This is a genomic window from Nocardia suismassiliense (assembly GCF_900269665.1).
Classification (GTDB): Bacteria; Actinomycetota; Actinomycetes; order Mycobacteriales; family Mycobacteriaceae; genus Nocardia; species Nocardia suismassiliense.
This window is the reverse complement of sequence record NZ_LT985361.1, coordinates 912,994-938,267: the sequence shown is the minus strand read 5'-3', so window position 1 is coordinate 938,267 and position 25,274 is coordinate 912,994. Positions and strand designations below refer to the sequence as shown.

The 25,274-nt window shown below is 67.2% G+C and carries 31 protein-coding genes and 1 riboswitch; of the genes, 11 read left to right on the top strand and 20 right to left on the bottom strand.

Annotated features, from left to right (window positions below; all coding sequences use genetic code 11):
* Positions 1–18: 18 nt before the first annotated feature.
* Genes ispF through carD form a run of 3 tightly spaced genes read right to left on the bottom strand, consistent with a single transcriptional unit; the run spans position 19 to position 1,705 of the window.
* On the bottom strand, positions 19–486 hold the full coding sequence (gene ispF / locus DBO33_RS04235) for a 2-C-methyl-D-erythritol 2,4-cyclodiphosphate synthase (RefSeq protein ID WP_107659969.1): 468 nt from the start codon (positions 484–486) through the stop codon (positions 19–21).
* Between the two features lie 2 nt (positions 487–488).
* The gene (gene ispD, locus DBO33_RS04230; RefSeq protein ID WP_107653858.1) at positions 489–1,214 is read right to left on the bottom strand and encodes a 2-C-methyl-D-erythritol 4-phosphate cytidylyltransferase; all 726 of its coding nucleotides are present in this window, start codon (positions 1,212–1,214) and stop codon (positions 489–491) included.
* A 2-nt stretch (positions 1,215–1,216) separates the two neighbouring features.
* Positions 1,217–1,705, bottom strand: a complete 489-nt coding sequence (gene carD / locus DBO33_RS04225) for an RNA polymerase-binding transcription factor CarD (protein ID WP_011206964.1) — start codon at positions 1,703–1,705, stop codon at positions 1,217–1,219.
* Between the two features lie 362 nt (positions 1,706–2,067).
* Here carD and DBO33_RS04220 point away from each other — a divergent pair, with 362 nt between their 5' ends.
* Complete coding sequence (locus tag DBO33_RS04220) at positions 2,068–2,775, top strand: hypothetical protein (RefSeq protein ID WP_234390690.1); 708 nt, start codon at positions 2,068–2,070, stop codon at positions 2,773–2,775.
* Positions 2,776–2,903: 128 nt separating this feature from the next.
* Positions 2,904–4,316: a DNA repair protein RadA gene (gene radA / locus DBO33_RS04215; RefSeq protein ID WP_107653857.1), complete on the top strand. Its 1,413-nt coding sequence runs from the start codon at positions 2,904–2,906 to the stop codon at positions 4,314–4,316.
* Positions 4,317–4,341: 25 nt separating this feature from the next.
* On the opposite strand, the gene DBO33_RS04210 is transcribed toward radA, so the two are convergent.
* On the bottom strand, positions 4,342–5,031 hold the full coding sequence (locus DBO33_RS04210) for a hypothetical protein (protein WP_107653856.1): 690 nt from the start codon (positions 5,029–5,031) through the stop codon (positions 4,342–4,344).
* 122 nt (positions 5,032–5,153) lie between these two features.
* Complete coding sequence (locus DBO33_RS04205) at positions 5,154–5,777, bottom strand: carbonic anhydrase (protein WP_107659967.1); 624 nt, start codon at positions 5,775–5,777, stop codon at positions 5,154–5,156.
* A 90-nt stretch (positions 5,778–5,867) separates the two neighbouring features.
* Here DBO33_RS04205 and DBO33_RS04200 point away from each other — a divergent pair, with 90 nt between their 5' ends.
* On the top strand, positions 5,868–6,764 hold the full coding sequence (locus DBO33_RS04200) for an HhH-GPD family protein (RefSeq protein ID WP_107653855.1): 897 nt from the start codon (positions 5,868–5,870) through the stop codon (positions 6,762–6,764).
* A 22-nt stretch (positions 6,765–6,786) separates the two neighbouring features.
* Here the strand turns inward: DBO33_RS04200 and DBO33_RS04195 are convergent, their stop codons facing one another.
* Entirely contained in the window at positions 6,787–7,533 is a 747-nt protein-coding gene (locus DBO33_RS04195) for an alpha/beta fold hydrolase (RefSeq protein WP_107653854.1), read from the bottom strand.
* A 94-nt stretch (positions 7,534–7,627) separates the two neighbouring features.
* On the opposite strand from DBO33_RS04195, the gene mhuD reads away from it, so the two are divergent.
* From mhuD to DBO33_RS04175, 4 genes are all read left to right on the top strand, one after another.
* Complete coding sequence (gene mhuD, locus DBO33_RS04190) at positions 7,628–7,942, top strand: mycobilin-forming heme oxygenase MhuD (protein WP_107653853.1); 315 nt, start codon at positions 7,628–7,630, stop codon at positions 7,940–7,942.
* A 71-nt stretch (positions 7,943–8,013) separates the two neighbouring features.
* Positions 8,014–8,178: riboswitch (cobalamin riboswitch) on the top strand.
* A 28-nt stretch (positions 8,179–8,206) separates the two neighbouring features.
* Positions 8,207–8,401 carry a CbtB domain-containing protein gene (locus tag DBO33_RS04185; protein ID WP_107653852.1) on the top strand — a complete coding sequence of 65 codons (195 nt, stop codon included), beginning with the start codon at positions 8,207–8,209 and terminating at the stop codon, positions 8,399–8,401.
* Positions 8,392–9,183: a CbtA family protein gene (locus DBO33_RS04180; protein WP_107653851.1), complete on the top strand. Its 792-nt coding sequence runs from the start codon at positions 8,392–8,394 to the stop codon at positions 9,181–9,183. The genes DBO33_RS04185 and DBO33_RS04180 overlap by 10 nt, the downstream gene beginning before the upstream one ends.
* A 35-nt stretch (positions 9,184–9,218) precedes the next feature.
* Complete coding sequence (locus DBO33_RS04175; RefSeq protein ID WP_107653850.1) at positions 9,219–9,722, top strand: hypothetical protein; 504 nt, start codon at positions 9,219–9,221, stop codon at positions 9,720–9,722.
* Between the two features lie 61 nt (positions 9,723–9,783).
* Here DBO33_RS04175 and DBO33_RS04170 read toward each other — a convergent pair whose 3' ends face one another.
* From DBO33_RS04170 to DBO33_RS04160, 3 genes are all read right to left on the bottom strand, one after another.
* On the bottom strand, positions 9,784–10,224 hold the full coding sequence (locus DBO33_RS04170; protein WP_107653849.1) for an OsmC family peroxiredoxin: 441 nt from the start codon (positions 10,222–10,224) through the stop codon (positions 9,784–9,786).
* Between the two features lie 192 nt (positions 10,225–10,416).
* A complete protein-coding gene (locus DBO33_RS04165) occupies positions 10,417–10,737 on the bottom strand; it encodes a DMT family transporter (RefSeq protein WP_107653848.1) in 321 nt (106 codons plus the stop codon).
* 1 nt (position 10,738) lies between these two features.
* Positions 10,739–11,386, bottom strand: coding sequence for an FMN-dependent NADH-azoreductase (locus DBO33_RS04160; protein WP_107653847.1), 648 nt, complete (start codon positions 11,384–11,386; stop codon positions 10,739–10,741).
* A 163-nt stretch (positions 11,387–11,549) separates the two neighbouring features.
* Here DBO33_RS04160 and DBO33_RS04155 point away from each other — a divergent pair, with 163 nt between their 5' ends.
* Positions 11,550–12,149: a TetR/AcrR family transcriptional regulator gene (locus DBO33_RS04155; protein ID WP_107653846.1), complete on the top strand. Its 600-nt coding sequence runs from the start codon at positions 11,550–11,552 to the stop codon at positions 12,147–12,149.
* A 52-nt stretch (positions 12,150–12,201) separates the two neighbouring features.
* Here the strand turns inward: DBO33_RS04155 and DBO33_RS04150 are convergent, their stop codons facing one another.
* Together DBO33_RS04150 and DBO33_RS04145 are read right to left on the bottom strand one after the other, a co-directional pair.
* The gene (locus DBO33_RS04150; RefSeq protein WP_107653845.1) at positions 12,202–13,053 is read right to left on the bottom strand and encodes an ABC transporter permease; all 852 of its coding nucleotides are present in this window, start codon (positions 13,051–13,053) and stop codon (positions 12,202–12,204) included.
* Positions 13,050–13,952, bottom strand: coding sequence for an ABC transporter ATP-binding protein (locus DBO33_RS04145; protein ID WP_107659966.1), 903 nt, complete (start codon positions 13,950–13,952; stop codon positions 13,050–13,052). Before DBO33_RS04145 ends, DBO33_RS04150 begins: the two co-directional genes overlap by 4 nt.
* Positions 13,953–14,116: 164 nt before the next feature.
* On the opposite strand from DBO33_RS04145, the gene DBO33_RS04140 reads away from it, so the two are divergent.
* Together DBO33_RS04140 and DBO33_RS04135 are read left to right on the top strand one after the other, a co-directional pair.
* A complete protein-coding gene (locus tag DBO33_RS04140; protein WP_107659965.1) occupies positions 14,117–15,592 on the top strand; it encodes a sensor histidine kinase in 1,476 nt (491 codons plus the stop codon).
* A gap of 8 nt (positions 15,593–15,600) precedes the next feature.
* The gene (locus tag DBO33_RS04135) at positions 15,601–16,263 is read left to right on the top strand and encodes a response regulator transcription factor (RefSeq protein WP_107653844.1); all 663 of its coding nucleotides are present in this window, start codon (positions 15,601–15,603) and stop codon (positions 16,261–16,263) included.
* A gap of 7 nt (positions 16,264–16,270) precedes the next feature.
* On the opposite strand, the gene DBO33_RS04130 is transcribed toward DBO33_RS04135, so the two are convergent.
* Complete coding sequence (locus DBO33_RS04130) at positions 16,271–16,699, bottom strand: hypothetical protein (RefSeq protein ID WP_234390689.1); 429 nt, start codon at positions 16,697–16,699, stop codon at positions 16,271–16,273.
* The gene (locus tag DBO33_RS43825; RefSeq protein ID WP_234390688.1) at positions 16,597–16,866 is read right to left on the bottom strand and encodes a hypothetical protein; all 270 of its coding nucleotides are present in this window, start codon (positions 16,864–16,866) and stop codon (positions 16,597–16,599) included. Before DBO33_RS43825 ends, DBO33_RS04130 begins: the two co-directional genes overlap by 103 nt.
* A gap of 122 nt (positions 16,867–16,988) precedes the next feature.
* Here DBO33_RS43825 and DBO33_RS42570 point away from each other — a divergent pair, with 122 nt between their 5' ends.
* Positions 16,989–17,153: a hypothetical protein gene (locus DBO33_RS42570; RefSeq protein WP_159080114.1), complete on the top strand. Its 165-nt coding sequence runs from the start codon at positions 16,989–16,991 to the stop codon at positions 17,151–17,153.
* 5 nt (positions 17,154–17,158) lie between these two features.
* Here DBO33_RS42570 and DBO33_RS04125 read toward each other — a convergent pair whose 3' ends face one another.
* From DBO33_RS04125 to DBO33_RS04095, 7 genes are all read right to left on the bottom strand, one after another.
* On the bottom strand, positions 17,159–19,714 hold the full coding sequence (locus tag DBO33_RS04125; RefSeq protein ID WP_107653843.1) for an ATP-dependent Clp protease ATP-binding subunit: 2,556 nt from the start codon (positions 19,712–19,714) through the stop codon (positions 17,159–17,161).
* Between the two features lie 273 nt (positions 19,715–19,987).
* Positions 19,988–20,929: an esterase/lipase family protein gene (locus tag DBO33_RS04120; RefSeq protein ID WP_107653842.1), complete on the bottom strand. Its 942-nt coding sequence runs from the start codon at positions 20,927–20,929 to the stop codon at positions 19,988–19,990.
* A gap of 144 nt (positions 20,930–21,073) precedes the next feature.
* Entirely contained in the window at positions 21,074–21,637 is a 564-nt protein-coding gene (locus DBO33_RS04115) for an anthrone oxygenase family protein (RefSeq protein ID WP_107653841.1), read from the bottom strand.
* Positions 21,638–21,768: 131 nt separating this feature from the next.
* Positions 21,769–22,332, bottom strand: coding sequence for an FHA domain-containing protein (locus tag DBO33_RS04110; RefSeq protein WP_234390687.1), 564 nt, complete (start codon positions 22,330–22,332; stop codon positions 21,769–21,771).
* Between the two features lie 281 nt (positions 22,333–22,613).
* Complete coding sequence (locus DBO33_RS04105; RefSeq protein ID WP_107653839.1) at positions 22,614–22,973, bottom strand: histone-like nucleoid-structuring protein Lsr2; 360 nt, start codon at positions 22,971–22,973, stop codon at positions 22,614–22,616.
* Positions 22,974–23,088: 115 nt separating this feature from the next.
* Positions 23,089–24,588, bottom strand: coding sequence for a lysine--tRNA ligase (gene lysS, locus DBO33_RS04100; RefSeq protein WP_107653838.1), 1,500 nt, complete (start codon positions 24,586–24,588; stop codon positions 23,089–23,091).
* A gap of 261 nt (positions 24,589–24,849) precedes the next feature.
* Entirely contained in the window at positions 24,850–25,272 is a 423-nt protein-coding gene (locus DBO33_RS04095) for a rhodanese-like domain-containing protein (protein WP_107659964.1), read from the bottom strand.
* Between the last annotated feature and the right edge of the window lie 2 nt (positions 25,273–25,274).

Below are 25,274 nucleotides of genomic sequence, written 5' to 3'. Positions count from 1 at the left end.
AGGTCCGTCGGAGCTGGGTCAGCGACAGGCTTGTAGCAGGGCGGTTGCAATCGCGGCAATGCCCTCGCCGCGGCCGGTGAGGCCGAGGCCGTCGGTGGTAGTTCCGGAAACCGAGACCGGCGCGTCGAGCAGTTCGCCGAGCACCTGCTGGGCTTCGCCGCGGCGCGGGCCGATCTTGGGTCGATTGCCGATCACCTGGACCGCCGCGTTGACGATCTCGAAACCGGCCTCGTCGAGCAGCCTGCGCACTTCCTTCAGCATGGCGGCGCCGGAGACACCCGCCCATTCCGGACGCCCGGTGCCGAACACCGCGCCGACGTCGCCGAGCCCGGCCGCCGACAGCAACGCGTCGCAGAGCGCGTGCGCGGCGACGTCGCCGTCGGAGTGTCCGGCGCAGCCGTCGTCGCCGTCGAAGAGCAGACCCGCCATCCAGCAGGGGCGGCCCGCTTCGATCGGGTGCACATCGCTGCCGATGCCGACGCGCATGGTCATCGGGCCACCGCCCGCCGGGCGTCGGCGCCGTCGAGCACCGCGTGCGCGAGCACCAGGTCGAGCGGGGTGGTGATCTTGAAAGCCAACGGGTCGCCCGGGATGGTGTGCACCTGGGTGCCGAGCAGTTCGACGAGCCCGGCGTCGTCGGTGGCCTGGACGCCCTCGGAGAGGTAGGCCGAGCGCAGCAGTTCGGCGGCGAAACCCTGCGGAGTCTGGATGGCGCGCAGTTGCGCGCGGTCCGGCGTGCCGGTGACCGCGCCTGCCGCGTCGACGGACTTGATGGTGTCGGTGACCGGCAGCGCGGGGACCACGGCGAGATGTCCGGCGCGCAGCTCGGCGGCGACCCGGGCGATGAGCTCGGGTGGCGTCAGCGCGCGCGCAGCATCGTGCACGAGGTAGTAGGCGGCCTCGGGTGCGGCGGCGAGGCCTGCCCGCACCGAGTCGATGCGTTCGGCGCCGCCGACGACCACGTGTACCGAATCCGAGGGCGGCAGCAGGGCAACGGCGCTCTCGACGAATTCGGCGGGAACCATAACGATGATCCGGTCGACCGCGCCGGAGGCGATCAAGCCTTCGACGGCGAGCCGGACCATAGGGCTGCCGCCGACCGGGACGAACGCCTTGGGTGTGGCTTCACCCAGACGCACGCCACGACCGGCGGCAGGCACCAAAGCAACGACGGTTCCGTCGGTGAGACGAGCACCGTTGTCGAGTTTGTTCACGGTCAGGAAGCCGCGGCGAGGACCTCGTCCAGCAGCGTCTCGGCCTTGCCGTCATCGGTGCCTTCGGCGAGCGCGAGCTCACCGACGAGGATCTGACGGGCCTTGGCGAGCATCCGCTTCTCACCGGCGGACAGGCCACGATCCTGCTCACGACGCCACAGGTCGCGGACGACCTCAGCCACCTTGTTCACATCGCCGGAGGCGAGCTTCTCCAGGTTGGCCTTGTAACGGCGGGACCAGTTGGTCGGCTCCTCCGTGTGCGGCGCGCGCAGAACCTGGAAGACTCGATCGAGACCCTCCTGGCCGACGACGTCACGTACGCCGACGTATTCGGCGTTCTCAGCGGGAACCCGAACAGTCAGATCGCCCTGGGCGACCTTCAGGACCAGATACTCTTTTTGCTCACCCTTGATGGTGCGAGTCTCGATAGCTTCGATCAGCGCCGCTCCGTGGTGGGGGTAAACGACGGTGTCTCCGACCTTAAAAATCATGTGTCCCGTGCCCCTTTCGATGTTCACAGTTTAACATGCGACTCGGTAACGGCGCGATCAACTGTGCAGGTCAGGGCCACAACGAGGCAGCCGTGGGGCTTGACAGAACCCGCCTGGTGTGCATTACGTTGTGCCAGAACAGGTTAACTCCCCGGCACTGTCCCCGTCCCGGCCCCCCACCTGAGCTGGCAGTGCGTCCGCGATCCCGGCGGCGCTCGACCGATCTGTTATCAACGACCCGCGCGTCGCGAGCCCCGGCTCCCGGTCCGCAGGGGGAACTACTACGCTCCCTAGTTATTACTCTCCCTTGCGGAGTGAGCCCGGTCGACATGGAGGGACAACCCGTGACTGCCCTGAAAGCTGTGACCGCCCTGAAAAAGGCGCGACGTCGCATCGTGCCGGTTGCCGCACTCGCCGCCTGCGCGGCGATCGCGCTGACCGGCTGTAGCTCGGGCCAGATCTCGCAGACCGCCGACCAGGTGGCCGCGATCAACGGCAACACCGCCGACGTCGGCAAGATCGCGCTGCGCAACGTGCACATCGTCTATCCCGCCGGTGGCACCGAGTACACCAACACCAAGGGCGGCAAGGCGGTCATCGCCCTGTCGATCATCAACAACAGCCCGTCGGTGCCCGACGAGCTGACCAGCCTCACCTCCGACCTCGGCACGGTGAAGATCACGCCGGCCGCGGGCAAGTCGAAGGTGGAGCTGGCCCCGCAGCAGACCGTGGTCGCGGCCACCAAGCCGGTCCGGCCCGCCACGCAGGCGGGCGACTCGCACAGTGCGGCTCCGACCTCGGCCAAGCCCGGCACCCCGGACGCGCACGGCGACGACCACGCCACCGCACCCGTGGCCACCGACGATCCGGCGGCCCAGCCGATCCTGATCGAGATCACGGGGCTGACCAGGGACATCACCCCGGGCCTCACTTACAACGTGGCGTTCAACTTCAAGCAGAACGGCACCGTGCAGGTCCAGGTGCCGGTCGACGCCGGCACGCACACCGAGCGGCACGAGTCGGACCTCTCCGGCCCGGCCGAGGTCGAGCACAAGGGCGGCGGACACTGACCGTATAGGCCTCTTTACGAGACGGCTGCCACATCCTCGGATGCGGCAGCCGTTCGTTTATGCCGCCACGCCGTCCTGCGGGAGCCGACGGCGGCCTTGTTGTCGGACGCGGTACGTAAGGTGCGCGTGTGGCAAAGACCAAGTCGACCTTCCGGTGCTCCGCCTGCACGCACGAGGTCGCCAAGTGGGTGGGTAAGTGCCCCGACTGCGGGGCGTGGGGCACCGTCGACGAGGTCGCCGTCGCGGCAACGGGGGCAGGCTCCCCCGCCCGGCGCGCGATGCTGCCGAGCACCGCCGCCGCCCCGATCTCCACCATCGACTCCAAGATCACCCAGGCGCGGTCGACGGGGGTCAGCGAGCTCGACCGGGTGCTCGGCGGCGGCGTCGTGCCCGGCTCGGTGGTGCTGCTGTCCGGCGAGCCCGGCGTCGGCAAGTCGACGCTGCTGCTCGAGGTCGCGCACCGCTGGGCCAGACAGAACGACGCGAAGGCGCTCTACGTCACCGCCGAGGAGTCGGCGGGCCAGGTGCGGCTGCGGGCCGACCGCACCGGCGCGGTGCACGAGCGGGTGTATCTGGCCGCGGAGTCCGATCTGTCGATCGTGCTCGGGCATGTCGAGCAGGTGCGGCCGACGCTGCTGGTGGTCGACTCGGTGCAGACCATGCTCGCCCCCGAGGTGGACGGCGTGATCGGCGGTGTCACCCAGGTGCGTGCGGTCACCGCCGCGCTGACCTCGCTGGCCAAGGCGACCGGGATCGCGGTGCTGCTGGTGGGCCATGTCACCAAGGACGGCAATGTCGCGGGCCCGCGCACGCTGGAACACCTCGTGGACGTGGTGCTGCAGTTCGAGGGCGACAAGAATTCGACGCTGCGCATGGTGCGCGGCATCAAGAACCGTTTCGGCAGCGCCGACGAGGTCGGTTGTTTCGAACTGCACGAGGACGGCATCGCCTGCGTCGACGACCCGTCCGGGCTGTTCCTGCACCACCGCACCGATTCGGTGCCCGGCACCGCGGTCACCGTGGCGATGGACGGCAAGCGGCCGCTGGTCGCCGAGGTGCAGGGCCTGACGGTGGAGACCGAGATCCCGAATCCGCGCCGCGCGGTCAGCGGCCTCGACTACAACCGGGTCGCCATGGTGCTCGCCGTGCTGCAGAGCCGGGGCAAGGTGTTCATCGGCAAGTCCGATGTGTACGCCGCGACGGTCGGCGGCATGCGCCTGCTGGAGCCCGCCGCCGACCTGGCCATCACGCTCGCCATCGCCAGCGCCAACTCGGAGGTAGCGATTCCGGCGGGCTGGGTGATCCTGGGCGAGGTCGGGCTGGCCGGCGAGGTACGCAAGGTGACCGGGCTCGAACGCAGGCTGGCCGAGGCCGAGCGGCTCGGCTTCACCACCGCGCTGGTGCCGCCGGGCTACGCCCCGCTGAAGCGCGGCGGCATGAAGATCCACGAGGTCGCCGACGTGCGCGCGGCCATCCGCATCACCGGCACCCGCAAGCGGCGCGCGACGAAGGAGGCGACCGAGGTGGCACCCGATTTCTAACGGGGCCAGCCGAATTCGCGGCGGCTCAGGTGGTGGTCAGGTTGAACGGCTCCGGCGAGCTGTGCAGCGAACCGAATTGTGCGATGACCTGATAGGCGCCCGCGGGCACCGGCACCCGCTCGCCGACGCAGCCCTGCTGCGACGTGGTGCCCGACCAGCGCACCGTGAACAGCGCCTGCTCACCGGCTTTCAGGTTGCGCGCGTTCGACTCGTCCACCGGCGAACAGTCCGAACTGGTCCAGAACCGGCGCTGGCCGTCCAGCGAGAGCACCGAGGCCTGGATCTGTGCCAGGTTCATATCGCGCTGGCACAGCACGCTGGAGATGTTGGTGATGACGATCCGGAAGTTCGGCTGCTCGCCGACCCGGTAGGTCGGCTGATCCACGCTGATCTTGATGGCCAGCGACTGATCGGGGCACTGACCCGGCGCCGAGGCAGGCTCGTTCGACGCCGACGAGGCGGCGCTCGACGGTGCGGGCGTGCCGGATTCGCTCGGCTCCGCGGCCTTCGTCGTCGAGGCATCGGCGGGCTTGCTCGTCGTACTGGACGACGAGCTCGCCGCGACGGGCTTCGAGTCACCGGGCGAGTCGCCGCCGCGGGAGACCGTCAGTACCAGCCAGATGACCAGCGCCAACGCGACGACCAGGGCGCCGATCGCCAATGCGCGACGACGCCAATAGATCTCCGGTGGCAGCGGTCCATTCGGTTCCAGCACGCCTCAACGGTAAGGGCACCATCGGGCGCAGCGACTCATGCCTGCGGCGTGTCGGTCCGGAATAGGTGATCGTGGCGAGTAAATTCCGGCCCGCACGCAGGGGAAACTCCAGCGACCCCGGCTCAGGCGAGCTCGCCGATGTTGCCGACGACACGCTGCAACTTCACCTGGCCGTCGGCGAGCTTGTATGTGACACAGGCGATCGCGAGCTCACCGGTCGCCACCCGCTGCGAGATGATCATCGACCGCTGCATGAGCAGCCTGCTCGTCTCGACCACGTGCCTGGCCTCCATCTCGTCGACGGTGGACAGGCCCTCCCGGCGGCCGATCAGAATGGACGGCGTGACCTTCTCGACCACGCTGCGGATGAATCCGCCGGGCACCTCACCGCCGTCGAGCGCGTCGATGGTGGCCTTCACCGCGCCGCAGCTGTCGTGGCCGAGCACCACGATCAGCGGCACGTCGAGCACCTGGACCCCGTACTCGATCGAGCCGAGCACCGAGCTGTCGACGACGTGGCCCGCGGTGCGCACCACGAACATGTCACCGAGTCCCTGATCGAAGATCAACTCGGCGGCGACTCGGGAGTCACCGCAGCCGAACAGGATTGCGGACGGATGCTGGCCGCTGACGAGCTTGGCTCGGTCGTTGGCGCCCTGGCTAGGATGCAGCAGCGCACCGGAGACGAAACGGTCGTTGCCTTCACGCAAAGACTTCCAGGCACTGACCGGATTGGAATCAGGCATACCGATCATTGTGCACAAGGCTCGTGTTACCAGCCAGTTCGTTTGGTTACAGGTCGGCAAATACCGACCGGCAGCAGTAGGACAGGAACAGTGAGGAAAGCTCCGAACAGCATCGACGCGGACGTGTTGCTCGACTGGTACGCCGAGACCGCACGCGACCTGCCGTGGCGTCGGGCCGAGGTGACCGCGTGGCAGATCCTGATGAGCGAGATCATGCTGCAGCAGACGCCGGTGGTCCGGGTCGAGCCGATCTGGCGCGAGTGGGTGGCGCGCTGGCCGGTGCCGTCGGCGATGGCGGCCTCCTCGCAGGCCGAGGTGCTGCGGGCCTGGGGCAAACTCGGCTATCCGCGCCGCGCGCTGCGGCTGCACGAGTGCGCCAGGGTGCTGGCGGCCGAGCACGGCGACGAGGTGCCCGCCGACGTCGAGGTGCTGCTCAGCCTGCCCGGCATCGGGGCGTACACCGCGCGGGCGGTCGCGTGTTTCGCCTACGGCCAACGGGTTCCGGTGGTCGACACCAATGTGCGCCGGGTGGTCGCCCGCGCCGTGCACGGGCGGGCCGAGGCCGGCAACCCGTCCTCGCGCGATCTGCCGGAGACCGAAGCCCTACTGCCGCAACAGATCGACCGCGCCGCGGTGTTCTCGGCCGCGCTGATGGAGCTGGGCGCGACGGTGTGCACCGCCCGCACACCGGACTGTGCCCGCTGCCCGCTGCCGACCTGTGCGTGGGTCACCGCGGGCCGACCGGTCTCCGAAATCGTGCGCCGCACACAGAAATACGAGGGCACCGACCGCCAAGCCCGCGGCCGCCTGCTCGACGTGCTGCGCGGCGCGACCGGTCCGGTGGAACGGGTGCGGCTGGATCTGGCGTGGCCGCGCGACCCAGGCCAGCGGGCCCGCGCGCTGGACTCGCTACTGGTCGACGGGCTGATCGAGCAGACCGTCGACGGCCTGTTCGCCCTCGCCGGCGAAGGTGGTATCGACGCCTGACCGTGTGCGGCTGTGCCGAGCGCTACGGGTTCAGGACGCGGCGGAGGAAACGTTCGACCTCGGCGCGGTAGTGCTCGGGTTGGTCGTCGTGCACGAGATGCGCTGCGCCGGTGACGAGTACGTGCTCGGCGTCGGGGTGGACCTCGGCCATCCGACGCATCTGGCCGGGCGGGGTGATGGTGTGCTCGCCCTCCAGCAGCAGGGCGGGCACGCGGATGGCGTGCCACTGCGGCCAGAAGTCGCGACTGCCCCATTCCTCGGAGATGTCGCGGAAGGTCGCGACCGAGCCGTGCAGCCGGTAGCCGTCCGAACCGTGCTCGAACGAGTTGAGGAAGTACCGCCCGGCGACCGGCCCGAAGAACTTCAGCACCGCCGCCGCGTCCGGAAACGGTTGCGGCCACGCCTCGATCATCGCCGCCCAGTTCGCCGCCGTGCGGCCGGTGAAATCGGGGGCGATGTCCTCGATCACCAGCGCGCGCACCCGCTCGGGGTGCGTCGCGGCGAAGACCCAGCCGTGCAGCGCGCCCATCGAGTGCCCGATCACCACCATGGGCTCGGTGATGCCCGCGGTGGCGGCGGTCAGGTCGGCGACGAAAGCCTCGGTGGTCAGTTCGGCAGGCGCCGGTCTGCCGTGGCCCGCGGCATCGAAGGTGTAGACGTGGCCGTAGTCGCGCAGCCAGTCCAGTTGGTCGTGCCAGGTCCGGGCGCTGCCCATCAGTCCGTGCAGCAGCAGGATCGGCACCCCCGCTCCGCCTTCGTCGTGCAACACCCCGCCGATTCTGCCGGGCTCGCGCGCGGCGTGCGCGCTGCCCCCGGATACTGCCCATACCGAGCGGCCGCTCGCGGGTCGTATTGTCGAGGCCATGGCTGTTGTGAAGATCAACGCGATCGAGGTTCCCGAGGGCGCTGGCCCCGAGTTGGAGAAGCGGTTCGCCCACCGTGCGCACGCGGTCGAGGGTTCGCCCGGTTTCCTCGGCTTCCAGTTGCTCCGGCCGACCGCCGGCGAGAACCGGTACTTCGTTGTCACCCAGTGGGATTCGGAAGAGTCGTTCGCGGCCTGGCGGGACGGGCCCGCGCGCGAGGCGCACGCGGGTGAGCGGCAGAAGCCGGTCTCCACGGGTGCTTCGCTGCTCGAATTCGAGGTGGTCCTCGACGTGGCCGCAAAGCCCGCGAGCTGACGTAGTCCGGGGATGGCCGGGCGGACTGACCTGCCCGGCGACTCGCCCGACGGCGGGGCGCGGTCCGCGCTGGTCATATTGACGTCGGGTGCCTCCAGGTGTCACAGTTCGAAGGACAAAACGCGAGGGTGATGCGGTAATCCGGTGAAATTCCGGAGCGGTCGCGCCACTGTGTTCCATGCATCGAGCCCCTGGGTGCCGGACAGCCAGACACCGGCACTCTCGCCCCTATTCGACGGGACGCGCATCCCTAGGAGGACTCGCATGGCTATCGCGCATTCGCCGAGCCGGGCAACCGATTCACTCGCCACTGTGCTCGTCACGGTAGGTGTCGTTCTTCTGGCATTGCTCACGCTGTACCTGGTCGGGTTCGACCAGGGCTTCATCTCGCGCAGCGGGATGTACCTGCATGAGCTGATGCACGACGGACGTCACTTGCTGGGGCTTCCGTGCCACTGATCGGTTCGCTCAAGACCCTCCTTTTGCGCGGACTCTTAGCGGGCCTGATCGCTGGCCTGCTGGCCGCATCGGTCGGCTACTTCGTCGGCGAGCCGAAGGTCGACGCCGCCATCGCCATCGAGGAAGCCGGTTCCGCCGCGGATCATCCGCACGGCGCGGAACCGGAGGCGAGCGGCGCACATTCGCACGGCGACGAGGAAGAACCACTGGTCAGCCGCGCCGGGCAGAAGGCGGGACAGTTCCTCGCCCTCGGCCTGGCCGGCCTGGCGCTCGGCGCGATCTTCGCCACGGTCGCGCACTTCGCGCGGCGCTACACGACGTTCTCCGGGCCGAAACTCGCACTCGCACTGGGCCTCGGTGGCTGGGCCGCGATCGTCGCGGTGCCGTTCTTCAAATATCCAGCGAACCCACCCGCGGTCGGCGATCCGGACACGATCAACCAGCGCACCCTGCTGTGGTTGGCGGCGGTGCTGCTCGGCTTGGTGGCGGTCGGTGTCGGCGTGTACGTCTACAAGGTGCTGCGCGGGCGGCTGAGCATGCTGCGGCTGATCGCCGGAGTCGCCGTGTTCGTGCTCGTCACGGCGGTGGGCTACCTCCTGCTGCCCGGCGTCGACGAGGTGAGGGCGGACTTCCCGGCCAGCCTGCTGTGGCAGTTCCGGGTGGCGTCGCTGGCCCAGACCGCGACGCTGTGGGCCTGCCTGGCCCTCGGCTTCGCCGCGCTCACCGAATTCGCCACGCGCACTGATACTCCGGTACGAGAGTCGATCGCTACCGCGGGCTGATCCGCATCCAGAAGACGAGGGGCAGTGTCGGTGTCATGACCGACACCGCCCTTTCGCTTTGGCCCGCACCGCTTCGTTCGGGTGCGCCCGTCGGGCCGCCACGCGCCATCCGTATCGCCTATCTCGGCATGGTCGTCGCACTGCTCGCCGGGGTCGCCGAGGCGATTGTTCAGCTCGCCGTGCTGCTCGAACGCGAGGCGGTCGACGTGGCGGGCCTGGCGACGGGTCTCGTTATGCGACTGGGCATCTACCTGGTCGTGCTGCTGGTCGCCATCCGGATGACACACGGCGCCCGCTGGGCCCGGCTGGTATTGACCTTCGGCATCGGCGTGATCGGCCTGCTGTCACTGGTCATCGAGCCGCTGGCCGCGCTGCTGTCCGCCGACAAGTTCGGCGACCTGTTCGCGAATATCACCGTCGAATCCGCGACCATCGGCCTGTTCCGCGTTATCCACATCGTCGCGGTCCTGGTCGCCATCCCGGCGATGTATCACCCCGAAGCTCGTCGATTCTTTCGGCGGCCTGAACAATTCGCATAATTACATGGCTTTCCGCACACCAGCCGGTGTGCGAAAAACCATGCGACGATGCGAGTGCCAACTACGCCAGGGCCGCGTCGAGCAGGATGTGGTCGACGCCCGCGAGCGCCTTGCTGACCGGGCAGCCGGCCTTGGCGGCCTCGGCCGCGGCGGCGAAGGCGTCGGCGTCGATGCCGGAGACCTTGCCGCGCACGGTCAGCTTGATGCCGGAGATCCGGAAGCCGCCGGCCGGGTCGGGGCCGAGGGTCACGTCGGCGGTGACGTCCAGGCTCTCCGGGGTGCCGCCCGCATTGCCGATCTGCGCCGAGAGCGCCATCGCGTAGCAGGACGAGTGCGCGGCCGCGATGAGCTCCTCCGGGCTGGTGGTCCCGTCGGCCTCGTCGGCGGAGCGCTTCGGGAACGACACGTCGTACTTGCCGACCCCGGAGCTGGCCAGCTCGACCTGCCCCGACCCCTCCTGCAGAGAGCCGGTCCAAGCGGTACGCGCGGTACGTGTAGGCATTAAATCCCTTTCGCTGGTAAGCAATTTCCGATGCAGCCCCCGAGCTTAGCCAGCCCGCCGCCGCACGTCTCGGGGTCAGACTAGAGCGCCGCATTAGCAACCTTTGTCGACGCAGCGCAGGCGTGATCTGCCCCCGATAAGTGGCATAGGCAGCGCGAAACATGCTGCCGCGTCGACACTTCGAAGCCCTGCCTACTCCGGATTGGTGACCCGGGCCAGCACGATCCCGCCGAGGATCAGCGAGAGCGCGAGCACCCGCCCCGCGCTGAGCGGGTCCTTGTGCACCACGATCCCGAGACCGATGGCCCCGATCGCGCCGATTCCGGTGAAGACCGCGTACGCGGTACCGACAGGCAAGGTCTGCATGGCCCTGGACAGCAGATACACCGCGGTGGCACCGAGCACGAAGCAGATCACGGTCGGCACCAGGCGGGTGAAGTTCTCCGTCGGTTTGATGCTCTGCGACCAGACGATCTCCACCAGACCCGCGATGCCGAGCAGCACCCAGTTCATGTCAGTACTCCTTCGCGAGGGCGCGCGCAGTCGCCATGGCCAGCGCGTACGACTCGTCGTGCTGACCGCGCAGGTGTGCCAGCGCGGGATCCTGCCTGGCATTGGCCAGCTCGGCGTTCACGAAAACGGTGTCCTGGACGGCGAAGTGGCCCGCGAAGAAGTCCCGCAGGAAACGCTCCTGATAGTCGAAGGCGGCCTTCGGTGCACCGGGTGCGTACGCGCCACCCCGGGCGGTCACCACGACGAAACGGCGGTGTCCCAGGGACATTCGCGGGAAGGTCACCTGATCCAGCCACGCCTTGAGCGACGCCGGAATCGAGTAGTTGTACATCGGGGTGCCGATCAGGATGACGTCCGCGGCCAGCACCTCGGCCAGCAGCGGCTCGACGATCGCCCATGCCGCGGCCTGCTCCGGTGTGCGCACCAGCTCGCCGAGCCGGTCCAGATCGGTGCGATCCTGCGCGAGTACCGCATCGCACAGTTCGGTCCACGCCGCGTCGATGAACGGCACCGGTTCGGCCGCCAGGTCCCGGTAGCGATAGCCGCCGTCCGGGTTCTCGGCGCGCCAGGCTTCGGCGAACGCCGTACTCAGCTCCCGGCTGATCGAACGGGTACGGGCGCTCGCATCCAGGTGCAGCAGGTTGCTCATGGTCAGACCTCACTCTGTGGTTCATGTCGGGCATCGACCCTTGCCGACACCTCGAAGTGCTCGAGCATCAAATGGACAACATGTCCACTTGATGACAGAAGCGACCATAACCACAAACGGACATACTGTCCACTTGTCTGGAAAATCCGGTACAGTCAGCGGCATGACCAGCCACAGGGATCTGCTCGCCGGGCAGGCCGCACCCTCGGTCGTGCCCGAACGCGCGGACGCGGCACGCAACCGGGCCAAGGTGCTGGCCGCAGCCGCCGAGCTGTTCGCCACCCGCGACCCACGCACCGTCACCATGGACGACATCGCCAAGGCGGCGGGTGTCGGCCGCGGCACCCTGTACCGCCGTTACCCGGACACGAACTCGATCGCCGTCGCCCTGCTGGACGAACACGAACGGGCACTGCAAGAGCAGCTGCTCGGCGGCCCGCCACCGCTCGGCCCCGGGGCGCCACCCGCCGAACGACTGGCCGCGTTCTACGCCGCGATGGTCGAATTGCTGGACGCCCACGCGGATTTAGTACTCGGCGCGGAAACCGGTGGTGCGCGGTTCGCGACGGGCGCGTACGGGTTCTGGTACGCCCATGTGCGAGCGCTGTTGGTGGCAGGCAAAATTCGCGATCCCGACGCCCTGGTCGATCCGCTCCTCGCGCCCTTGGCGGCGGAGGTGTACCAGCAGCAACGCAGCCGAGGCCTGACGTCGGCGCACATCGCCGACGCGCTGGGTCAGCTCGCCCGTTCCGCGCTCGGCTGACATACGAAAGCCGTTGGCGGTTGTCCACCAACGGCTTTCGATCCAGGATCGCTCACACGAGATCGCGGCTGCGCATCAGCCACAGGGTCCCCGCCACGAAGACGACGATGTAGCCCCCGAGCACGATCAGCGCTTCGGTCCGCGACAGGATGTCGAGCACACCGGGTGTCCCGGCGCCCACCGTCCGCATCGCGCCGGCCAGGGAACCGGCGGCCGTACCGGGCAGGTGATCGGTGAGCACCGCGATCGGCGCGAAGATGGCCGCGACACCGCGCAGCAGGTTCTCCACCACCAGCACCCAGACCAGCCCGAGGCCGACGGCCAGCGCCGGACCGCGAGCGACCACCCCGATCAGTGCGCCCGCCAACGTCCACATGCCCAGAATTGCGGTGCCGGTGAGGATTCCGAGCGCCGACTGGTTCAGCGACGGCAGCGCGAGCGACTGCGACTGGGTCGCGCCGATCAGCGCCGCCACCCCGATGTCAACCACGAACGCGGTGAGCACCAGCCCGACCACCACGGCAACCAGGCTCACCACCACGCCGCCGACCGCACTGATCCGCGACGGCCCCTGGGTGAACACGGTTTTCCAAGTGCCCCAGCCGAATCCGCTGCCGGTGGTCAGTGCCCCGAGCACCAGCATCAGCGCACCACCGAACATCGCCATGCCCTGGGTGAACACCGCGGGTACCGCGGCGGGCAGCATCTGTTGCAGCAGCGCCTCTTTCGGCAGGCCGTTCGACATGCGGGTCGACTCGCCCGAGGTGTAGGCGAGATAGTTGAACAGGTAGGAAAAGGTCAGGTTCAGCAGAATCCAGGTGCCGAGGACGATCCAGAACGCGGGCCACTTCCGCAGCCGCAGCGCCTCGGCCCTGGTGCTCGCCAACAGGTCTTGCACAGTCATTTCGCCACTTCCAGCTGAGTCATCTCGAAAAACACTTCTTCCAGGGACTTTTCGTCGATCCGCAGTTCGAGCAGGTCCGCGCCCGCTGCGACGACCGCCCGCGCGACGGCGGGCGCGGTGCCGGTCCCCGCCTCGATCCGGATGCCGCTCGCGGTCAGCATCGCGGCGCGTTCACCGACCACCGCCCGCACCGCGGGGAACGCCACTTCCAGCGGATCGGCCCGCAGCAGCAGCGAGGAGCCGCCGCGCAGTTCGGCCACGGTCGACTCGACGAGCAGCTTGCCCTGCGCGATCACGCCCACCCGGTCGCAGATCTCCTGCACCTCGCTGAGCATGTGACTCGACAGCAGCACCGTGTGCCCGTCGCCGGCGAGAGTGGTGATCAGTTCCCGCATTTCGGCCATGCCCTGTGGGTCCAGGCCGTTCGTCGGCTCGTCCAGGATCAGCAGGTCGGGCGTGCCGAGCAGCGCCGCACCGACCCCGAGTCGCTGCTTCATGCCGAGTGAGTAGGTGCGGAACTTGTCGTCGGCGCGATCGGCCAGGCCCACCCGGGCCAGCGACTCCTCCACCGCCGGGTAGCCGATGCCCCGGTATTTCGCGAGCACACGCAGGTTGTCCCGCCCGGATAGGTACGGGTAGAAGCCGGGCCCCTCGATGAGCACACCGATCCGGCGAACCACCGCGGGGTCACCCGGCGCATGGCCGGCCACCGTCGCGGCGCCCTCGCTCGGACGGATCAGCCCGACCAGCATGCGCAGCGTGGTCGTCTTGCCCGCGCCGTTCGGACCGAGGAATCCGTAGATCTCCCCGGCCGCAACGCTCATGCTCACGCCGTCCACCGCGGTATGCGCGCCATAGCGTTTGGTCAACCCTCGGGTGACCACGATCGAATCTGTCATGCACCGAGAATCCGCCGCGGGCCGGTCCCGCCACATCCGCCGCGCGGCGACGTTCGGTGTACGTAAAGCGCACTACGCTCCAGCGTTACCTGAGTAATACGTAGCGAGGCGGACGCCGAACCGCGGGTAAGCCGAATAGGCTGCTGTAAGTGAGGGCAGGGATGATGAGTCGAAGCTCGCTTGGCTGGGATTGGGGCGTGGCGCTGGTCGTGGCCGCGCTCCAAATCGTGGGCGGCACGTTCGCGAACATGAGAATGGGCGAGAACTCCCTCGACTTCGTGGGGTACCTGCTACTACTCGCCGGTCCGGTGGCGCTGATCTGGCGGCGGGCCCGGCCGATGCCGGTACTGCTCGTGGCCTTCGGTGCCTGCCTGCTCTATCCGACACTCGGCTACGGGTACGGGCCGATCTTCTTGTCGTTGATCATCGCCTTCTTGACGGCGGCAAGCACTGGATCACGCTGGTGGACTTACCCGCTCGTGCCGGTCGGCTACTTCGTGCTGATCTGGCCGTTGCCCGCATTGCTCGGGCGCGGAGCAAATCTCTGGCCGATCTTCGCGCTGATGGCCTGGCTGGTCGTGCTGTTGTGCGTGGTGGAGGGCATCCGGCAGCGCAAGACCGTGCTGGTCGCGCGCAGGCAGCGGGCCGAGGCCGCGCGCCGGGACGAGGAGGCGCAGCGGGAGCGGCGGGCCAGCGAGGAGCGCCTCGCCATCGCGCGCGAGCTGCACGACGTACTGGCGCACAGCCTTTCGCTGATCAACGTGCAGTCCTCGGTGGCACTGGAGCTGTTCGACAAGAAGCCCGAGCAGGCGGCCTCCGCCCTGGACGCGATCAAGACGGCCAGCCGCGACGCGCTCACCGAGGTGCACACGCTGCTGCACGCGATCCGCACCGGCGGCACGGTCGCCGACGAATCAGGCGACGCCGAGGAAGAATTCGCCGAGGTCGAACGCGACGCACCGAGCCGTCGCCGCCCGCGCGGCTGGACCGGGCGCAATGCCGCTGGTGCCGAGCGTATTTCGGCAGCGGAGGAGCAATCGAATAGGGCCGGTGGCGAATCCACCGAACCCGAGCCGCGCCCGGCCGCACCACGCGCGCCCGCGCCGAGCATCGCCGAGCTGGACACCCTGCTGCAGCGCGCCCGCGCGGCCGGATTGACGGTGGGCACCAAGATAATCGGCGAACCACAGCAGCTGCCCAGCGTGATCGACGTGGCGGCCGCGCGCATCATCCAGGAGTCGCTGACCAACGTGGTGCGGCACGCGCCGGGCGCGGAAGCCACGGTGACGGTGCGCTACGCCGCGCAGTCGGTCGATCTCACCGTCGACAACTCCCGCCCGACCGCCCCCGCGACGAGATCGGGAACCAGCGGCGGCAACGGAATCATCGGTATGCGCGAGCGGACGCACGCCCTCGGCGGCGCGCTCACCGCCGGTCCCCGCCCGAGCGGTGGGTTCCGGGTCGCGGCGCGCCTGCCGTTGCGGCCGATGGCGCCGAGCGCGCACCGCCCGCTGCCGAGTCGCGCCGACAACGCGGCACCGCCCAGCCGCCCGGACGACGTGGCCCGGCCCGACAATGTGCGGCCGATCCGGCCGGACGACAAGGCACAGCAACACAGCGCACCCGGGCCTGCACTGTAGGAGACGCAATGGCTGTTCGGGTCCTGGTGGCCGATGATCAAGCGCTGGTGCGCGGCGGTTTCGTCGCGCTACTGGAAGCGCAGGACGGCATCGAGGTGGTCGGCGAGGCGGACAACGGCGAACAGGCCGTGCGGATGACCCGCAGTCTCCTCCCGGACGTGGTGCTGATGGACATCAGGATGCCGATCCTGGACGGCCTCGCCGCCACCAGGATGATCGCCGAGGACGACAAGCTGGCCGAGGTGAAGGTGGTCGTGCTGACCACCTTCGAGCTCGACGAGTACGTCTTCGAGGCGATGCGGTCCGGCGCAACGGGTTTCCTGGTCAAGCACACCGAGCCGGCCGATCTGGTGCGCGCCGTGCGGGTGGTCGCGGCCGGTGACGCGCTGCTCTCCCCCGGCGTCACCCGCCGCCTGATCGCCGAATTCTCCGCGCACGCCAAAACCCCGCCACCGGCCACACTTTCCGAGCTCACCGATCGCGAGCGCGAGGTGCTGGTCCTGGTCGCCGAGGGGCTGACGAACGCGGAGATCGGCGAGCGGCTGTTCATGAGCCCGGCCACCGCCCGCACGCACGTCAGCCGCATCCTGATGAAGCTCGGCGCCCGCGACCGCACCCAATTGGTCGTGCTGGCTTATGAATCCGGCGTGGTGCGGCCAGGGTGGCAGTAGACAGGCCCTAGGCGCTGCCGGGGTTCGACTGTTCGCGCTCGGCGGCGGTGAATCCGCCGCGTGGGGCACCGGGCGGTGCGGTCTGCAACCGGGCCGAGCTGGCCGACGCGGCGCGGAAAACTCCCGAAACTCCCTGTGGCGCGGCGGCATAGGTGATCGAGTTGTTCGGGTCGAAACCCATTCCGGTGCCGATCGCGACGGCATCCATATTCGCGCCCAGGAACAGGAAATTCCAGCTGTGGACGTCCTGCTGCTGGGTGATCAGCGATTTCACCGCGGTATGGGTCCACTCCTTGCTCGAATTCTCGTGACCGTCGGTGAGCACCACGACGATCACCGTGCCCGGGCGTTCGTGTTCGGGCCGTTTCGCCAGCTCCGCGCCGACGTCGGTGACCAGCCTGCCGACCGCGCGACCGGGCGGTTCGCGTAGACGCATTCGTATTCGGTGTCGAACTGCGCCAGCGTCACCTCGATCGTCTTGGGTAGCTTGCGCTGTTCCTCGATGAAAGCGCTGAACCCGCCCTCGGTATCGGATTTGATCGACTGCATCGACCCCGAGCGGTCGAGTAGTACGGCGATCAGTGTCAGGTCTGGATTTGTCATGGCACCCCCGGATCGGTTCGACGAACCCCATCCAAAGTACGCCCGTATACGCACCGAGGCGTACGACGAGTGCCGACGCGCGCCCGATGTCCGGCGGCAGGTGCCCGGCGCAGGCTTTTGCCATGAATATCCACGACTGGGATCCCTGGCCGTTCCTCTGGATCGTCCCGGTGCTGTGCTGGATCGTCGTGCTCACCGTGGCGCTGCTCGCTCGGCGCCTGTTCCGTGGGCGCGCCGGCGGGAAACGAAAAGGCCCGCCCCCCAAAGGGAGCGGGCCTTTCGCGTAGTGCTTTTACTCGCCTGCGGCTTCCGCGGTGCCTTCAGCGGCACCGGTCAGCACGACCTCGGGCTTGTCGTCGCCCTTGTCCGCCTTGGTCAGCTTCGTCTTGCCGACAAAGGTGAACTTGGCGTCCTCGCCGGAGCCTTCGCCGTCCCAGCCTTCGACGTCGACGTAGACGGTTTGGCCGGGGCCGATCTCGCCGAAGAGGATCTTCTCCGAGAGTTGGTCTTCGATCTCGCGTTGGATGGTCCGGCGCAGGGGCCGGGCACCGAGCACGGGGTCGAAGCCACGCTTGGCGAGCAGGGCTTTGCCTTGCTCGGACAGTTCCATCGACATGTCCTTGTTCTTCAACTGGACCCCGACGCGGCCGATCATCAAGTCCACCATCTGCACGATCTGATCGGTGGTCAGCTGGTGGAAGACGATGACATCGTCGATCCGGTTGAGGAACTCGGGCCGGAAATGCTTCTTCAGCTCGTCGTTGACCTTGAGCTTCATCCGCTCGTAGTTCGACCCCTGAATGTTGGACTGAGTGAACCCGAGCCCGACCGCCTTGGAGATATCGGAGGTGCCGAGGTTGGAGGTGAAGATCAGCACCGTGTTCTTGAAGTCCACGGTCCGGCCATGACCATCGGTCAGACGACCATCCTCGAGGACTTGCAGCAGGGTGTTGTAGATCGCCTGATGGGCCTTCTCGATCTCGTCGAACAACACCACCGAGAACGGCTTACGCCGCACCTTCTCGGTCAGCTGCCCACCCTCCTCATACCCGACATACCCGGGAGGAGCACCGAACAGGCGTGAGGCGGTGAACCGGTCATGGAACTCGCCCATGTCGATCTGGATCAGCGCATCATCATCACCGAAGAGGAAGTTCGCCAGCGACTTCGCCAGCTCGGTCTTACCCACACCCGAAGGTCCGGCGAAGATGAACGACCCCGACGGACGCTTCGGATCCTTCAACCCCGCACGGGTGCGGCGGATCGCCTTCGACACGGCCTTGACCGCATCCTCCTGGCCGCTGATCCGCTTGTGCAGCTCATCCTCCATCCGCAGCAGCCGGGTGGTCCCCTCCTCGGTCAGCTTGAACACCGGGATACCGGTCCAGTTGGCCAGCACCTCCGCGATCTGCTCATCATCGACCTCAGCAACCACATCGAGATCACCGGAACGCCACTGCTTCTCCCGCTCAGCACGCTTGGCGACGAGCTGCTTTTCCTTGTCCCGCAGCCGTGCCGCCTTCTCGAAGTCTTGCGCGTCGATCGCGCTTTCCTTCTCCCGGCGCGCATCAGCGATCTTGTCATCGAACTCACGCAGATCCGGCGGAGCGGTCATCCGACGGATCCGCATCCGCGCACCCGCCTCATCGACCAAGTCGATCGCCTTGTCCGGCAAGAACCGATCATTGATATAACGATCCGCCAAGGTGGCCGCGGCCACCAGTGCGCCATCGGTGATCGAGACCCGATGGTGGGCCTCGTAACGGTCGCGCAGACCCTTGAGAATGTTGATGGTGTGCTCGACCGTCGGCTCACCGACCTGGACCGGCTGGAACCGGCGCTCCAGCGCGGCGTCCTTCTCGATGTACTTGCGGTACTCATCCAAAGTGGTGGCGCCGATGGTCTGCAACTCGCCACGAGCCAGCTTCGGCTTCAAAATCGAGGCGGCGTCGATCGCGCCCTCGGCGGCACCCGCACCCACCAAGGTGTGGAGCTCGTCGATGAACAAGATGATGTCACCGCGAGTGTTGATCTCCTTGAGGACCTTCTTCAGCCGCTCCTCGAAATCACCACGGTAACGGCTACCCGCCACCAACGACCCGAGGTCGAGGGTGTAGAGCTGCTTGTCCTTCAGCGTCTCCGGGACCTCACCATTGACGATGGCTTGGGCGAGGCCTTCGACGACGGCGGTCTTACCGACACCGGGTTCGCCGATCAGTACCGGGTTGTTCTTGGTGCGCCGGCTCAGCACCTGCATCACCCGCTCGATCTCTTTCGAGCGGCCGATGACCGGGTCGAGCTTGCCCTCCAGGGCGGCCTGGGTCAGGTTACGGCCGAACTGGTCGAGTACCAGCGAGGTCGACGGAGTACCCGCCTCACCGCGGGAGCCGGATTCGACCGGTTCCTTGCCCTGGTATCCCGACAGCAGCTGGATGACCTGCTGGCGCACCCGGTTCAAATCAGCGCCGAGCTTGACCAGCACCTGCGCGGCGACACCCTCACCCTCACGGATGAGCCCGAGCAGGATGTGCTCGGTACCGATGTAGTTATGGCCGAGCTGCAACGCCTCACGCAGACTCAACTCCAGCACTTTCTTGGCCCGCGGGGTGAACGGGATATGACCCGACGGAGCCTGCTGGCCCTGCCCGATGATCTCCTCCACCTGGCTACGCACGCCCTCCAACGAAATGCCGAGCGACTCCAGCGACTTCGCCGCGACACCCTCACCCTCATGAATCAGCCCCAGCAGGATGTGCTCGGTACCGATGTAGTTGTGGTTGAGCATCCGGGCCTCTTCTTGGGCCAGGACAACGACACGCCTCGCGCGGTCGGTGAACCTCTCGAACATCGCTCCCTCACTCTCCTGCTCCGACATTCTGGCAACAGACGCCGCAGTGTGCTGTGTAACAACCGTGGGCGTCAGCCTGCCATGAAGCCCGGGGGTTGCGGCCCCCGCCTCCACTCTAGTTGGCGGGGGTTACTGCCGCCGCCAGTCCACCCTATTGGCGACCAGCGTCAGCACGGTCATTCACTCATAACGTGAGCGTTGCACTATTCGTTTCCGAATCGGGTTTTGCCCTGAGCGAACAACTTCGTCCGGATCGGGCGTTCGCCGGGGGTGCTACCCGGTGAACGGCGGGATGAAACCGCACGGCACGTCCTGTGGATGGGCCGGGTCGAGGGCGTTGAGCACGTAGGCGGCGGCGCGTGGGCTGCCCGCGATGCCCGCGTGCTCGGAGAAGTCCTCGGCGCAGCCGTCCTGGACCACGATGTTCGTCACGTTCGGTCCGGGTACCAGCCCCGACGTGTACGGCACGACGAGTTCGTCCAGGCGGGTGGCGATATTGGTGTAGGTGACCGCCGGGGGATAGACCCCGTCCGCGTTCAGCGCCCGCACGAAGTCCGAGCCGGCAAAGACCTGGCGACAGGCCTGGCACAGCGAGCCGACCAGCGCGTCGAAGCCCGGCCCGGCGCCGAGGCGCTGACTGAAGGCCGCGATCTCGGCGACGCCGGCGACGTTCGAGCCGAGCCACGGCGGCGCGATGGCGACCAGCTTGTCCACCTTGGCCGCACCGCCGAGCCGTTTGACGAAGTAGTTGCCGATGAAATTGCCCTGCGAGTGACCGACGATGTCGACTTTCGGCGCGCCGGTCGCGGCGAGCACCCGGTCCACGAAGGCCGCGAATTGGGGTGCGCTCTGCTCCATTGGCAACATGCCGCCAATGGCCGAGATGGGCCAGGGCAGGTCGTAGGCGCCGTAGGTCATCGAGTACACGCAGTAGCCCTGATTGGCCAGCAGCGGCGCGTATACACCCCAATTCGTCTGTGCTCCTCCGCCGGTACCGTGCGCGAGCACCACCGGGTTCGGGTGCGCGGCGCTGGGCCGGCAGCTCCAGTCGTTGGCGCCGGGCAGTGAGCCGCCCGGCTGCGTCAGTTCGTTCGGGATGCCCGCGAAAAAGTTGTAGTCGACCGGATACCGCTCGGCCTGCGCGGGGCTCGCCGCGGCGATCCACAGCGCGGCGAGTGCGAACAGAAGCAACGAAAAGCCTGGGATACGCCGCACGGGGCCTCCAAATCTGGAACGTGTTCCAGAAAGTTACCGTGCAGCGTGTCCCAGGCGGAGCCGAGTCGCGAAACTGGTTGTGGCGGTTGGTGTTCAGCCCTACCGGTAGGTCGGGGCACCCGGCTGGCCGGGAAACTGCCCCGACTAGCCCGGGAAGTGACCCTGCGCCACCTGCTGACCGGTCGCCTGCGCCGCCGCGGCGTTCGCCTTGCCCTGCTGCATGCCTGACACGAAAAGCGCACCACAGAGCACCAGGAAGGCCAGCGTGTGCAGCACCGCCCGGACGATGTTCCACCGGACCCAGGTGGCTTCGAAGTCGGCGCGGACCGCCGCCAGGTCAGCGATCTGAGACGGATCGCCCGCAGCCATCAGCCGGTCGTTCAACGGCACGTTCAGACCGGAGGTGACCGCGAACGCAATGATGTTGATGGCCAAGCCGACCCCGATCCAGATCAACGTGGTGCGCTGATCCTTACCCAGGTGCAGCGCCGCGGCCAGGATGGAGAAGCCGACGGTGCCGAGGAATCCGATCATGAAGACCGGATTGATGATGACCACGTTGATCTTCTGCATCACGTCGATCATCGTGCGGTCGTCGGCCTGGTTGAGCGCAGGCATCACCGAGTTCGCGTAGCCGTAGAAAAGGCCCGCGATCAACCCGGTGGCCAGGATGGCCGCGACCAAGGTGATCAGGCGTGCGGCGGTCATAATTCCTCCTGTGGACAATCCCCGACCGGAGCCCTCATCGCTCCGGTTCGCTGGGTATCAGTCAAGCCGGTATCGACACGGCTCTCCATGGCCGAGACACTCGGCCGCCTAAGCAATCGTCTACCGGAGCGTCACAGGTCCCGGTCGGAGATGAGTCCGCTCTGAATCGCCAGGAACGCCAGCCGGACCCGCTTCGCGTTCTGCGGCAGGTCCTCGACGCCGAACTTGGCGAACAGCGCGCGCAGGTGCGTCTTGAGCGCGTGGACACTGAGGAAGAGTTCCTCGGCGATCTGCTGATTGGAGGCGGGCGTCGCGAAGGCCGCGCCGTTCTTGTACGGACGGCAGAGCGCGATCAGCACCGAACGCTGAGTCTCGGTGAGCTGCCGGAAGTTGGGCGGCACCGTCCCGCTGGAGACGCGGGTGATGTCGTCGGCCACCCCGCCGAAATCGTGGAAGGACACCCGCGAGGTGCCGACCCGGATGACGTCGCCCGCCATCAACCTGCGCCTGCCGACCAGTCGGTCGCCGTTGACGAAAGTGCCGTTGCGCGAAAGCCCGTCGTCCACGATGGTCCACTGGGCACCGAGATATTCGATGGCGGCGTGCAGCCTGGACACCTCGGCGTCCCACGGCAGTGCGAGGTCGGCCTGCGGGGAGCGCCCGATCGTCACCCGCTCCCGTTCGGCGGAGAGCATGAGTTCCTGCTGGCGACCCGTGTCATCTTGGAATCGCAAAAATGATCCGACGAATCCAGTCACTGCGCTGATACCTCGCCTCTCCATACCGTCAGTGACCGTCGCACGTTTCCATGGTGCCGCGTCCCGGAACCACGAGCAAGATCGATCCGCGCGCCACTTCTCCCAGCGTGTCATCGCGCGGCGCGGTTATATCAGCAGCCTATGAGCCACCGGAGAAAGAGAAAACCGCCGCCCCGGCGTCGCACGATTCGCTGGGACGGCGGCTGAAAAATATGAAACTAACCCTTCGCGGCCTTGTTGTACGCATCGGTGATGTCGGCGGAGATACGCCCCCGCGCGGACACCTTGTGTCCATTCCGACGAGCCCACTCGCGAATTGCTGCACTTTGTTCCCGGTCGATCGAGACCCGACTCTTCGGGGCACCCGTCGCGGTCGCAGCGGCCTTGGTCCGGCGGCGGCCACTCACGCGACGCGCGCTCGAAACCCACTCCTCCAGCCCGTCACGCAGCTTCGCGGCATTCGCCGACGACAGGTCGATCTCGTACGAAACACCGTCGATCGCAAACTCGATGGTCTCGTCCGCGATGGACTCACCATCGACATCGTCGATCAGGCTAACGGTGACCTTCTTTGCCATGAGATGAACGTCCTCTCGAAATCGTGCGACCCGCATACTAGGCCGATTACCCGAGGCAAGAATACCTCGAATTCCAAATTTTCCAAGACGAGGCCGAGATTTTGCAATCAGCCGGTCAGCGAGTGACCGGCCGCACAATTGGGAACAGTATTGTTTCCCGGATTCCGAGACCCGTCAACGCCATCAACAGACGATCGATTCCCATACCCGTGCCGGTGGTCGGCGGCATGCCGTGCTCCATCGCGGCAAGGAAGTCCTCGTCCAGCGCCATCGCTTCGTCGTCGCCTTGCGCGGCCAGTCGCGCCTGATCCACGAAGCGCTCGCGCTGGATCACCGGATCGACCAACTCCGAATAGCCAGTAGCCAACTCGAAGCCACGGACATAGAGGTCCCACTTCTCGGTGACCCCGGCCTTGGTGCGATGTTGCCTGGTGAGCGGTGAGGTCTCCACCGGGAAGTCACGCACGAAAGTCGGCGCGTACAGCTTGTCGCCGTACTGGTGTTCCCAGAGTTCCTCGACGAGTTTGCCGTGGCCATAGCCCTTGTCCTCGGGAATTTCCAGACCGACCCGATCGGCGAGCGCACGCAATTCGGCTATCGACGTTTCCGGTGTCACGGACACGCCGAGGGCGTCGGAGAGCGACGGGTACATCTCGACGGTCGCCCACTCGCCACGCAGGTCGTATTCGGTGCCGTCGGCCAGCGTCACCACCTGGGTGCCGAACACCTCCTGGGCCACTTCCTGGACCAATTCCCGGGTCATCCGGGCCGAGTCGTCGTAGGTGCCGTACGCCTCATAGGTTTCCAGCATCGCGAACTCGGGGGAATGCGTGGAGTCCGAACCCTCGTTGCGGAAGTTCCGGTTGATCTCGAAGACCTGCTCCAGCCCGCCGACCACGCAGCGCTTCAAGAACAACTCCGGCGCGATACGCAGGTAGAGATCGATATCCAGGGCATTGGAATGGGTGACGAACGGCCGGGCCGCCGCGCCGCCGTGCAGCGTCTGCAGCATCGGCGTCTCCACCTCGAGGAAACCGCGGCGCTCGAGCGCATTGCGCATCGCGCGCACCACCGCGATCCGGGTGCGCGCCATTTCCCTGGCTTCCGGGCGCACGATCAGATCGACATAACGCTGCCGGACCCGCGACTCCTCGTTCATCTCCTTGTGCGCCACCGGCAGCGGCCGCAGCGACTTGGCCGCCATGAACCAGGAATCGGCCATGACGCTCAATTCTCCGGTCCGCGACGAGATCACCTCGCCGTGCACGAAAACGAAGTCACCGAGGTCGACATCGGCCTTCCAGGCGGCGAGCGCGTCGGCGCCGACACCGTTCAAGCTGATCATCGCCTGCAGCTTGGTGCCGTCGCCCTCCTGCAGCGTCGCGAAACACAGCTTGCCGGTATTACGCATGAATATGACGCGACCAGCGACACCGGCCTGCAGCCCGGTCTGGGTGTCCGGGGCAAGATCCGGATATGCGGCGCGAATTTCGGCGAGGGTATGCGTGCGGGGCACGACCACGGGATACGCGTCGCCGCCGTCCGCGAGCAGCCGCTCCCGCTTCTCCTTGCGAATCCGTATCTGTTCGGGTGCGTCGTCGGCGTCGGACGCCACGGCAGGCCGCGAATCCGATGCGGGATCGCTGGACGAGGGAGTGTTGGTGGTGCTCACATCCAACAACCCTAGCGTGCACCGGAAATCGTTTTGCGGCCCGCCCGGCCTAGATCACGGAGTAACGAATCGGTCTCGGCGCGAGACTGCTTTGCCCGCCGGATTTGTACGGACCGCAATCACCCGGAATAGCGAGCATGCATCGATGGGCGCACGAAACCGACTGTGCGACCTGATGATTCGAGATGGAAGCGTTGCCGCCAATTACAGCGAGGCGAGCGCGTCCACCTCACGCGCGAAGTGCGGCGCCCGGATTCCGATGTGCAGCAGACCCGCCGCCTTCAATGCGTGATAGCCGCCCACCAGATCGGTCGCCCGATGCAGCCCGAGTTGCTGCAGCGCGGCCGCGGCAAGGCTGGAGGTATAGCCCTCGGAGCAGGCGATGATCCATTCCACATCATGATCGGTGGCCAGCGCCAAACGGGCCGAACTGGTCGGATCGAGCCGCCATTCCAGCACATTCCGCTCGATCACCAGCGCACCCGGCAACGCGCCTTCGCGCACGCGCTGGGCCTGCGGCCGGATGTCCACCAGAATCGCGCCCCTGGCGAGTGCCTTCGGCAATTCGAAGGCATAGATCCGGTTCAGCTGGGCGCGCGCGTTGTCGAGCATCTGGTCGATGGTCAAAC